Source organism: Azospirillum sp. UENF 111221, from assembly GCF_058780625.1.
In genome coordinates, this window is the sequence record NZ_JBSNCH010000003.1 from 215,130 (window position 1) to 226,359 (window position 11,230).

Below are 11,230 nucleotides of genomic sequence, written 5' to 3' on the forward strand. Positions count from 1 at the left end.
CCACCAGGAGCCATCCACCGATGTCATCCCGCCTCGACAACCAGCGCGTCATCCGTGCCCCGCACGGCCCCGAACTGAGCTGCAAGAGCTGGCTCGCCGAGGCGCCGATGCGCATGCTGATGAACAACCTCGACCCCGACGTGGCGGAACGGCCGCAGGAGCTGGTCGTCTATGGCGGCATCGGCCGCGCCGCCCGCGATTGGGAGAGCTTCGACCGCATCGTCTCGGCGCTGAAGACGCTGAACGACGACGAGACCCTGCTGGTCCAGTCGGGCAAGCCGGTCGGCGTCTTCCGCACCCATGCCGACGCGCCGCGCGTGCTGATCGCCAACTCCAACCTCGTGCCGCGCTGGGCGACCTGGGAGCATTTCAACGAGCTGGACCGCAAGGGTCTGGCGATGTACGGCCAGATGACCGCCGGCAGCTGGATTTACATCGGCAGCCAGGGCATCGTGCAGGGCACCTACGAGACCTTCGTCGAGGCCGGGCGCCAGCACTACAACGGCGACCTGAAGGGCAAATGGATCCTGACCGGCGGCCTGGGCGGCATGGGCGGGGCGCAGCCGCTGGCCGCCACCATGGCCGGCGCCTGCATGCTGGCGGTCGAATGCCGCCCCAGCAGCATCGAGATGCGCATCCGCACCGGCTATCTCGACCGCCACACCGCCGACCTGGACGAGGCGCTGGCCTGGATCAACGAGGCCTGTGCCAAGGGCGAGGCGATCTCCGTCGGCCTGCTCGGCAACGCCGCCGACGTCTTCCCGGAACTGGCGCGCCGCGCCGGCACCGACATCAAGGCCCGGCCGCACATCGTCACCGACCAGACCTCCGCCCATGATCCGGTGAACGGCTACCTGCCGCAGGGCTGGACGCTGGAGGAGTGGGAGAGCGCCCGCGAAAGCCAGCCCACCGCCGTCGCCGCTGCCGCCCGCAAGTCGATGCGGGTGCAGGTGGAAGCCATGCTGGCCTTCCACGCCATGGGCATCCCGACCGTCGATTACGGCAACAACATCCGCCAGATGGCGAAGGAGGAGGGGCTGGAGAACGCCTTCGACTTCCCCGGCTTCGTCCCCGCCTACATCCGTCCGCTGTTCTGCCGCGGCATCGGTCCCTTCCGCTGGGCGGCCCTGTCGGGCGATCCGGAGGACATCCGCAAGACCGACGCCAAGGTGAAGGAGCTGATCCCCGACGATCCGCACCTGCACAACTGGCTCGACATGGCGGCCAAGCGCATCCAGTTCCAGGGCCTGCCGGCGCGCATCTGCTGGGTGGGGCTCGGGCAGCGCCACCGCCTCGGCCTCGCCTTCAACGAGATGGTGAAGTCGGGCGAGCTGAAGGCCCCCATCGTCATCGGCCGCGACCATCTCGACAGCGGCTCGGTCGCCAGCCCGAACCGCGAGACCGAGGCGATGAAGGACGGCACCGACGCCGTGTCGGACTGGCCGCTGCTGAACGCCCTGCTGAACACCGCCAGCGGGGCGACCTGGGTCAGCCTGCACCATGGCGGCGGCGTTGGCATGGGCTTCTCGCAGCATTCGGGCATGGTCATCGTCTGCGACGGCAGCGACGCGGCGGCCAAGCGGGTCGAGCGCGTGTTGTGGAACGACCCGGCCACCGGCGTGATGCGCCATGCCGACGCCGGCTATGACATCGCCATCGAGTGCGCCAAGGAGCAGGGGCTGAACCTGCCGTTTCTGAAGTAAGGCGGGGAGGGGGGCGGTCACGCCCCCCGGATCAAATCCGAATACCAGCGCGCGGATTCCTTCGGGATCCGCGCCTGGGTTTCGAAATCGACCCGGACGATGCCGAACCGCGTGCCGTAGCCACCGCCCCATTCGAAATTGTCCAGCAGCGACCAGACGAAATATCCCTGCACATCGGCGCCCCGCCGCTTCGCCTCCGCCATCGCCGCGATGTAGGCCTGGAGGTAGGACAGCCGCTCGGTATCGACCACGCGGCCCTCGGCGTCGGGTGTCTCCGCCGCCTTGGTGCCGTAGCCGTTCTCCGTCACATAGATCGGCAGCCGGTAGCGCCGCGTCAGGTCGAGCAGCGTGTCGCGGAAACAGCCGGGGTCAAAGGGCCAGTCGATGGCCGTCCGCTTCATTCCCGTCGGCGGCGAGCCGAAGCCGAAACCCCAGATCAGGCTGTCGTCCCGCCGGCCGTAAACCGGTGCATAGTGGTTCAGCCCGAACCAGTCCACCGGCCGGGCGATGCGCGCCATGTCGCCGGGCTGCACGTACGGTTCGATGGCGTCGGCGATGCGGCGTGGGTAATGGGCCAGCAGCTGCGCGTCGGGGAAGGCGCGGTTCCAATGCTCGTCGAACAGGGCCGCCGCCTCGACATCCTCCGGCCGGTCGGTCTCCGGCCGCATCGGCTGGACGCTGTGCACCGCGCCGATGGAGGCATCCGGCACCAGCGTCCGCAGCACGTCGACCCCGGCGCCGTGGGCGAGGTTGACGTGGTGGATCACCTTCAGATGGGTGGCGCGGTCGGCGATGCTGGGCGCCCCCCAGCCGAAGGCCCAACCGAACAGGGTGAAGACCGAGAACTCGTTGAAGGTGGCCCAGCGCTTGACCCGGTCGCCGTAGCGCCGGGCGCAGAGCGCCGCATAATCCTCGAACCAGCCGATGCTGTCGCGGCTGGCCCAGCCGCCCATGTCCTGCAAGGCCTGCGGCAGATCCCAGTGGTAGAGGCAGAGCCAGGGCTCGATGCCCCTGTCCAGCAGCCGGTCGATCAGCCGGTCGTAGAACTCCAGCCCCTTGCCGTTCGGCGCCCCGCGCCCGCGCGGCAGCACCCGCGGCCAGGAGACGGAGAAACGGTAGGCCTGCAAGCCCAGCTCCGCCATCAGATCGACGTCCTGCGGCATCCGGTGGTAATGGTCGCAGGCGACATCGCCGCTGTCGCCGTTGTCGACCCGGCCCTTCAGCTTGCAGAAACTGTCCCAGATGCTGGGTGCCCGCCCGTCGGCCTCGGCCCCGCCTTCGATCTGGTAGGCGGAGGTGGAGGCGCCCCACAGGAAATCTTTGGGAAAAACCGGACGTTCGGCCATGGCGGATCACCCGAATGGAGAGTGCCGGAATCCTACCCCTTTCCCGTCGGCGGGGAAGGGGCCAATCGTCGCTGGGGCGATGTCGGGGGCACCACCCTCCGCCGGGTATTCCGTCACCATATCGCGGTCGACAGGACGGCGCGGCGCTCCTATGGTCTCGCCGACCGGACGAGTGAATTCAGAAAGGAACGGGCGCATCATGGCGAAAAAGGACGGAGTCAACGGCAAGGGCGGCCAGTTCAGCGGGACGCCGGCCGACCGGCTGGTCCGGCTGTGGCGCAACAACGACGAGCGCTTCGGCGCGCTGCTGGACGAGGTTCTGGACGGCAACCGCCAGGGCGTGATCGAGGCCGCGGTGGGCAAGCTGCGCGAGGAGGAGAGCTACGACTTCATGGACGAGGTCGAGGCCTTCTCGGAAACGGCGCAGAGCACCGACGAGCAGGGCGACCCGACCCTGTCGACCCTGTTCTGGCTGGCGCTGGAGGTCGATGGCCGGCTGGACGAGCCGCCGTCGGTCGACACCATCGAACGCGCGCTGGATTCGGCCGGGCTGCTGGAGAAGGCGTCCGACATGCGCCTGCTGCCGCTGTGGCTCGACCCGGAACCGCTCTCCTACCTTGAGGCCGCCGACCGCCGCACCCTGCTGCGCCGCCTGATCGATTCGACGGAGGCGGCGGAGGCCTTCGTGCGCGAACAGGATCTGGTGGCATCTCCCGATGACGCCGGCGTCCGCCTCGTCGGCGTGGTCGGTCTGGTGATCGAGGAGGATGCCGTGCAGGATGGCGAGGCGATGCCCGACCCGCTCAACCTCGGCTTCACCGGCGAGGGCCAGGAGATGGAGATCGATCCCATCGAGCAGGAGCGCATCCGTCAGTCGATGGCCGCCTTCGCCGAGGCGGTCGGCGCCGCCGACCCGCGGGTCAAGCGCTGCGAGCCGGTCGGCGGTCTGAACGACCTGCTGGACTTCACCGCCGAAGGCGTCTGGCCGGACGATGTGGATGCCAACTTCGACGAGGTCAACGACTTCCTCGACATCGCCGGCAACGAGACCGGCGACGGCGTCCTCGACGTGACGGTGAGCGAGGGGCCGGACGGCCTGCAACTGCGCGCCTACAACTCCGACGGCGTGCTGCTGGACGAACGGTCGTTCGACCTGAGCGGCGACCGTGCGGACGAGGCGCTGGCCCTGATCAAGCGACGCTGCCGCCGCGTCAGCGAAGGCTGAGCGGCAACAGGGCCGAGGGGGCGGGGGCCGGTCAGGCCCCCGGCGCCACCACGAAGCAGGCCATGCCCTGGTTGACCAGCCCGTTGCAGGCGTTGGCCGCGTCCTGCTGCGACAGGCCGGACAGGCGGGCGCGGTAGAGCGGCCCGGTCTGGGTGTCCACCGCCTGCACGATCCGCTGCGAGCGCGACAGCGCCGGCACCGAGCTGCGGGCGCGGTCGATCACGCGCTGGCTGTCGTCGGGCGAGCGGAAGGCGCCGAGCTGCACCGTCCACACCCCACCGCCGGCGGTTGCCGCCCCCGCCATCGTCGCCACCGGCCGCGGTGCCGGAGCATCGGGGGTGGAGGTGTCGGGTGCCACCACGCGGACTGTCGGTGCCGGTGCCGGAGCGGGCAGGGCCGCCACCGCGATCGGTGGGCGGCTGGCTGCCGGCCGGCTGCTGGCGGGCGGCGTGTAGGATGGCGCCGGATTGACGGGCGCCGAATAGGAGGAGGACGGCCGGGCGTAGGGCGAGCCGTAATCCGGCGGCGAATCGGACGAGGTGACCGGCGGCGCGCTGACCAGCACGATGTCGGCGCCGTTGGGGGCCGGGGTGCGGTTCAGCCGCGGCCCGACCGACGCGATGTAGCGCTTGGTCTCGCCCGGCAAGGTGCGCTTGCCGGCCAGATAGTCGCCGTAGCAGCCGGGACCGCAATTGTAGGCGCCGAGGAAGCCCGGTGCGCCGAACAGATTGTACATCTCGCGCAGGTAGGCGGTGCCGGCGATGATGTTGTCATGCGGATCGAAGGGGTCGGAGCCCAGATTGTGCTTGCGCCGCATCTCGTCATAGGTCGCGGGCATCACCTGCATCAGGCCCATGGCGCCGGCCTTGCTGACGATGGGTTTGCCGTTGACGGTGGTGCGCCCGCCGCTCTCCTGGCGGATCACCTCGCGGATCCACAGCTCCGGCATGTCGAACCGCTTGGAGGCTTCCGCGACATGGGCGTCGACTTCCTCCGGAGAGGCAACGCGATGCGAGCCGCCCCCGCTGGCGCAGGCGCTCAGCAGCGCGGTCAGGGCGGCACAGGTCAGCAACGGCTTCAGGCGACGCACGGAACCCCCGGTCATCGTTCAGTTCAATCTTTTGGATAAGCCCGATTTGGAGGTAAGGACATTTGCACATTCCCGGCCCGCCGTAAACCGTCCCAGCTGTGACCTTCGACGCGGCCGGAGAGCGCGGAGGGGGAGGGGCATTCCAGTCCTTCGGACGCGCAAGCGGCCGTCCGGGCATCTGCCGTCCGGTGCGGCCTATGGCGGGATTTCCATCACCGGATTTTCAGGCCATCAACTCTCGCGGCCCTCAGCTTTCGCGATCGTCGTCCGGATCGCGGCGGGTGGCGAGTTCGCGCATCAGCCGCTCCTTGGCGGTCTTCCGGCTCGGCCGGCCGCCGCCGCGCCCGAACAGCCCGCCCAGCAGCCCGCCGGGCTTCGGCGCGTCCTCCGGCTCCTCGGTCATCTGGGCGCGCTCCGCCTCGCGCCGGGCCAGCATGGCGGCGCGGTCGACCAGCGGGTTGCGCAGCCGGCGCGGCAGCGCCTTGAAGGCGAGGTTGGCGCGTTCCAGGTCGGCGATGTCCTCGGTGGAGCGGGCGATGCGCAGCGCCACCCGCAGCAGGTCGAGCCGCCACGCATCTTCCGGCGCATGCGGCAGCGTCTCCGCCGCCGCCAGCAGGGTGTCCAGCCCCTTGCCGGTCAAGGCGCTGGTGGATCGTTCCCCGCCGGATTGCTCCCCATTGGGTCTGTCGGTGTCGCGGTCCCGTCCCATTCCGTCATCGAAGCTGTCGCGCCGAAGGCGGACTTTAGGACGCCGACCGCCGCTTTGTCTGCCCCCAAGCGGGGGCCACACCGTTTGGGTGGGGGAGGGCAGGGCATTTGGCTTTCCCGGGAGAGGCAAGACGTCGGGTGGTCCGCCAGAGGAACTCGGGATAGGGGCATGGTTTCCGGCGTCGCTTTGGGCACAAGTGCTGAAGATCTGTGCACATGATGCGCCACTAATACTGCCTCTGATCAAGATGTTGCCGGAGCAGGACCGAGCGTTCCTGTGAAGCTGTGGTCACTCCCCAAATACAGTTAGGGCTTTCTTCATTATTTCCGGCCGTAGCATACTATTATGGTATGCAGAGACGGTATGGCCGGGCGAAGGCCAGGGCAGCTCTACCCGATCCTGCGGTACACCCAGGAGAGCGACCATGTTCCGCGGAATGAAGATCGGTGCCCGTTTGGCGGTTGCTCTGGCGGGAAGCGTCGTGCTGGCGGTCGGTGCGACCACACTCAGCAACTTGTGGCTCAGCCGCCTGCTCGTCGAACATGCCGCCGACAATCAACTGAAGACGTTGCAGGAATTCCTGGATGCAAATGTCGCGAGCGAGGCCCGGCGTGCCCTGACCCTTGCCCAGGCGCTGGCGGGGAACGGGGAAATCCAGGCTGCGTTCGCCGCTCAGGACCGCAACCGTCTTGCGGGCATGCTCGTGCAGGGGTTCAAGGATCTCAAGGAACAGCACGGCATCACCCAGATGCAGTTCCACACACCGGCATCGGTATCGTTCCTGCGGGTTCATCGACCGGAGAAATTCGGCGATGACCTGTCCTCGTTCCGCTTCACCGTGGTCGAGGTGAACAGGACCCACAAGCCGGTCTTCGGGCTGGAGAACGGCGTGGAAGGCCTTGGCATCCGCGGCGTCGTGCCGATGGTCAGCCAGGGTGCCCAGATCGGCTCCTTCGAGGTCGGCCTTTCCTTCGGCAAGCCGTTTTTCGAGGCGTTCCACAAGGAGACCGGTGCCGAGGTCGCGTTCCATACCGTGAAGGACGGAGGCTTCGAAACCTTCGCCTCGACCTTCCGCGAGGCGCTCGCCCTCGGCCAGGACCGGATGAAGGACGCGCTGATCCGGGAATCGGAAGTGCAAACCTACCAGCTCGGCGGCGCCAATTATGCCGTCCGGCTCGCTCCCGTCCGCGACTATCGCGGAACCGCCATCGGTTTCTACACCATCGCGATGGACCGGAGCGCGTTCGACACGGAAATTGTGGAAGCGCGGACCTCGGCGATCCTGATCGGATTGGCGGTGCTCGCGGTGGCGCTCGGCGTTGCCTGGCTGGTGAACCGGGGTATTGCGCGTCCCATCCAGGGGATGACCGAGTCGATGGGCGACCTCGCCAGGGGGAACACCGATATCCGCGTTTCCGGGATCGGGCGCCGCGACGAGATCGGCGCCATGGCGGACGCGCTCGAGGTTTTCCGCCGCGGCATGATCGAGAACCGAGGCGCTGCGGGCCGAGCAGGAGATTCTGAAGCAGCGGGCGCAGGAGGACCGGCGGGCGGCGATGCTCGACCTTGCCGACCGTTTCGAGGAGAGGGTCGGCCGTCTGGTCGGGGCCGTATCCTCGGCGGCGACGGAAATGGAGGCGTCCGCAGGGTCGATGTCAACCACCGCGGAGCAGACGAACCGGCAATCCGCCGCGGTGGCCGCGGCCTCTGAGCAGACGTCCGCCAATGTCCAGACGGTGGCGGCGGCGACCGAGGAGCTTGCCGCCTCCATCACCGAAATCGGCAGCCAGGCGTCGCAGTCGCAAAGCGTGGCGGGCAATGCCGTGACCGATGCGAGGCAGACCGACGAAGCCGTGCGCAAGCTGGCCGACAGCGCGAAGCGGATCGGGCAGGTCGTGGATCTGATCCAGGATATCGCGAGCCAGACCAATCTCCTGGCCTTGAACGCGACCATCGAGGCGGCAAGGGCCGGTGAAGCCGGGAAGGGCTTCGCCGTGGTGGCTTCCGAAGTCAAGGCGCTCGCCACCCAGACCGCGCGGGCGACGGAGGAGATCAGGCAGCAGATTTCCCAGATGCAGCAGGATTCGGATGGCGCCGTCGACGCCATCAAGGGGATCGGCGGGGTGATCGGCGAGATCAGTGAGATCGCCTCGGCGATCGCTGCGGCGGTTGAGGAACAAGGCACCGCCACGCAGGAAATCTCGCGCAATGTCCAGCAGGCGGCCGTCGGAACGCAGGAGGTGTCCTCGCACATCGTCAGTGTTCGCGAGGCTGCCAATGAAACCGGGGCGGCGGCGGCACAGGTCCTCGGTGCAGCCCAGGAACTGTCGCATCAGGCGGAGGTCCTGGCGGCCGAGGTCAAGGGCTTCCTCGACAATGTCCGGGCGGCATAGCGCACAGCCGGTCGGCGGGCGGTCTTCACAGAAAAAGCTCCCTCCCGGTCGCCGGGAAGAGGGCTGCAAGTCAGTCGGGGGAAATTCGCGGCAGGATGCCGGCAATCATGCCGGCGCCCGCGGGGGCAGGCGCGGCATCTCGAAGCCGGCCCTTGCGCGACGCAGCGAAAGGGCCGGGAAACTCACCTTACAATCGGGTTATTCGGCGGACTGCGCCACGGTCAGGCCCAGCCGCTTGGCCACGCCCTCGCCATAAGCGGGGTCGGCGGCCAGGAAATGGTTCAGCTGGCGCTGCTGGATGTTCAGCGGGGCGTTGCGCAGGCTGCCGGCGATGTTGTCCATCAGACGGTCCTGCGCTTGCCCGCCGATCAGGCGGAACAGGGCTCCTGCCTGGGCATAGTCGTCGTTGCCCTCGCGGTGGTCGTAGTGGGCGGCGTCGCCGCTGATGCGCAGCGGCGGCTCGCTCGCCACGCCGGTCTGGGTCGGACCGCCGAAGCTGTTCGGCTCGTAGTTCGGCCGGCCGCCGCCGTTGCCGTCGGTGCGCATGGCGCCGTCGCGCTGGTAGTTGTGGACCGGGCAGCCCTGCGGCTTGTTCACCGGGATGGTGGCATAGTTGCCGCCCAGCCGGTAGCGATGGGCGTCGGCATAGGCGAACAGCCGGCCCTGCAGCATCTTGTCCGGGCTGAAGGAGATGCCGGGCACCACGCTGGCCGGGCTGAAAGCCGACTGCTCGGTCTCGGCGAAGAAATTCTCCGGGTTGCGGTTCAGCACCAGCTCGCCGATTTCGACCAGCGGGTAGTCGGCATGCGGCCACACCTTGGTCAGGTCGAACGGGTTGATGCGGTAGGCGTCGGCCTCGACCTCCGGCATGATCTGCACCGATACGGTCCAGGCCGGGAAGTCGCCGTCCTCGATGGCGGCGTACAGGTCGCGGGTGGCGTGGTCGGGGTCGATGCCGCTCATGGTCTCCGCCTGCCCGGCGGTCAGGTTCTGGATGCCCTGGCGGGTCTTGAAGTGGTACTTGACCCAGAAGCGTTCGTTCGCCGCGTTGATCCACGAGAAGGTGTGGCTGCCGAAGCCGTCCATGTGGCGATAGCCGCGTGGGGTGCCGCGGTCGCTGAACAGGATGGTCAACTGGTGCATGGTCTCCGGCGACAGGGAGAAGAAGTCCCACATCGCGGTGGGATCCTTCAGGTTGGTGGCCGGGTTGCGCTTCTGGGTGTGGATGAAGTCCGGGAACTTCAGCGGATCGCGCAGGAAGAAGACCGGCGTGTTGTTGCCGACCAGATCGTAATTGCCCTCTTCCGTATAGAACTTCACCGCGAAGCCGCGCGGGTCGCGGGCGGCTTCGGCGGACCCCTTCTCGCCGCCGACGGTGGAGAAGCGCAGGAAGACGCCCGTCTCCTTGCCCACGCCCGACAGGAAGGCGGCCTTGGTCCACGCCGTCACGTCGCGGGTGACGCGGAAGGTGCCGTAGGCGCCGGCGCCCTTGGCATGCACCACGCGCTCCGGAATGCGTTCGCGGTTGAAGTGGGCCAGCTTCTCGATCAGGTGGAAGTCCTGGAGCAGCAGCGGACCGCGCGGCCCGGCGCTCAGCGAATTCTGGTTGTCGGGAACGGGCTGGCCGAAGCTGGTGGTCAGGGTGCTCATCCGGGTCATCCTCGTTGGGGCGGTGTTGCCTGAAGCGGCATCATTGTCTCGCCCCTGGTTATCCGGCGTCTTGAACGATATATCCAAGACATAGAAGGAAATGCACCAATAGGCATCGTCTATGAATGTCTCCGGCAATCTCTCCGGCCTGTCCCTGCGTGACCTGGAATATGTGGTCGCCGTCGCCGAGCTGCGCCATTTCGGCCGGGCCGCCGAACGCTGCGCTGTCAGCCAGCCGTCGCTGAGCGCCCAGATCCGCAAGCTGGAGGAGTTGCTCGGCCTCTCCCTGTTCGAGCGGACCAGCCGCAAGGTCCTGCTGACCCCGCGCGGCGAGGCCATCGTCGCCCAGGCCCGCGTCGTGCTGGAAGAGGCGCGGCGCCTGCTGGCGCTGGCCGACGGGTCGGACGGGGCGCTGACCGGCCGGCTGCGGCTGGCGGCGATCCACACGCTCGGCCCCTATCTGTTCCCGCATATCCTGCCGCAACTGCGCGACGCATGGCCCGACCTGACGCTGATCCTGTCGGAGGGCCGCACCGAAACTCTGCTGGAGGAGGTGCGCGACGGCCGGCTCGACGCCGTGCTGCTGGCCCTGCCGGTGGACGGCGACGGGCTGGCCGCCGAAGCGCTGTTCTTCGAGCCTTTCCTGCTCGCCCACCCCGCCGGCCATCGCCTGTGCGGCGCTCCCCACCTGTCGCTGGGCGATCTCGATCCGGCGGAGCTGCTGCTGCTGGAGGAGGGGCATTGCCTGCGCGATCAGGCGCTGGCCGCCTGCGGCCTCAGCGCGCGGGGCGGCGGCGTGCATGCGACCGGGCTGGAAACCCTGCGCCACATGGTGGCGGCCGGGGCGGGCTGCACGCTGATGCCGTTGCTGGCGACCAGGGGGGAGGAGGGCCGGACCGCGACCGTCGGCGGGCTGGTCGATTACCGTCCCTTCGACGGGGCATCCGCAGGGGGGCGGCCGCCCGGCCGCGTCATCGGTCTGGTCTGGCGCAGCAGCGATCCGCGCGACCGCGGCCTGCATGATCTGGCGGCCTTGCTGCGCCGCACTCTGCCGCCGGGCACGGAATCCGTTCTATCCCGAAGAGATGACTGAGGCCGGAAGGAACAAGCGCCC

Annotated in this window: 9 protein-coding genes; 5 read left to right on the forward strand and 4 right to left on the reverse strand. The window is 68.4% G+C overall.

What is annotated here, in order from left to right; genetic code table 11:
* Nucleotides 1-20: 20 nt before the first annotated feature.
* On the forward strand, nt 21-1,703 hold the full coding sequence (gene hutU / locus ACWPN3_RS09475) for a urocanate hydratase (RefSeq protein ID WP_492243100.1): 1,683 nt from the start codon (nt 21-23) through the stop codon (nt 1,701-1,703).
* Nucleotides 1,704-1,720: 17 nt separating this feature from the next.
* On the opposite strand, the gene ACWPN3_RS09480 is transcribed toward hutU, so the two are convergent.
* Nucleotides 1,721-3,049: a GH1 family beta-glucosidase gene (locus ACWPN3_RS09480; RefSeq protein ID WP_109095732.1), complete on the reverse strand. Its 1,329-nt coding sequence runs from the start codon at nt 3,047-3,049 to the stop codon at nt 1,721-1,723.
* A 199-nt stretch (nt 3,050-3,248) separates the two neighbouring features.
* On the opposite strand from ACWPN3_RS09480, the gene ACWPN3_RS09485 reads away from it, so the two are divergent.
* Nucleotides 3,249-4,274 carry a hypothetical protein gene (locus ACWPN3_RS09485; RefSeq protein ID WP_492243101.1) on the forward strand — a complete coding sequence of 342 codons (1,026 nt, stop codon included), beginning with the start codon at nt 3,249-3,251 and terminating at the stop codon, nt 4,272-4,274.
* Nucleotides 4,275-4,305: 31 nt separating this feature from the next.
* Here ACWPN3_RS09485 and ACWPN3_RS09490 read toward each other — a convergent pair whose 3' ends face one another.
* Complete coding sequence (locus tag ACWPN3_RS09490) at nt 4,306-5,379, reverse strand: transglycosylase SLT domain-containing protein (protein ID WP_492243102.1); 1,074 nt, start codon at nt 5,377-5,379, stop codon at nt 4,306-4,308.
* 232 nt (nt 5,380-5,611) lie between these two features.
* Nucleotides 5,612-6,004 carry a hypothetical protein gene (locus tag ACWPN3_RS09495; RefSeq protein WP_247872751.1) on the reverse strand — a complete coding sequence of 131 codons (393 nt, stop codon included), beginning with the start codon at nt 6,002-6,004 and terminating at the stop codon, nt 5,612-5,614.
* A 493-nt stretch (nt 6,005-6,497) separates the two neighbouring features.
* On the opposite strand from ACWPN3_RS09495, the gene ACWPN3_RS09500 reads away from it, so the two are divergent.
* The gene (locus ACWPN3_RS09500) at nt 6,498-7,784 is read left to right on the forward strand and encodes a cache domain-containing protein (protein ID WP_492261292.1); all 1,287 of its coding nucleotides are present in this window, start codon (nt 6,498-6,500) and stop codon (nt 7,782-7,784) included.
* Entirely contained in the window at nt 7,726-8,466 is a 741-nt protein-coding gene (locus tag ACWPN3_RS09505; protein WP_492261293.1) for a methyl-accepting chemotaxis protein, read from the forward strand. Before ACWPN3_RS09500 ends, ACWPN3_RS09505 begins: the two co-directional genes overlap by 59 nt.
* Nucleotides 8,467-8,664: 198 nt before the next feature.
* On the opposite strand, the gene ACWPN3_RS09510 is transcribed toward ACWPN3_RS09505, so the two are convergent.
* Nucleotides 8,665-10,116, reverse strand: coding sequence for a catalase (locus tag ACWPN3_RS09510; RefSeq protein WP_492243104.1), 1,452 nt, complete (start codon nt 10,114-10,116; stop codon nt 8,665-8,667).
* A gap of 121 nt (nt 10,117-10,237) precedes the next feature.
* Between ACWPN3_RS09510 and ACWPN3_RS09515 the strand changes: the two genes are divergently transcribed.
* Nucleotides 10,238-11,209, forward strand: coding sequence for a LysR substrate-binding domain-containing protein (locus ACWPN3_RS09515; RefSeq protein ID WP_492261294.1), 972 nt, complete (start codon nt 10,238-10,240; stop codon nt 11,207-11,209).
* The last annotated feature ends 21 nt before the right edge of the window (nt 11,210-11,230 follow it).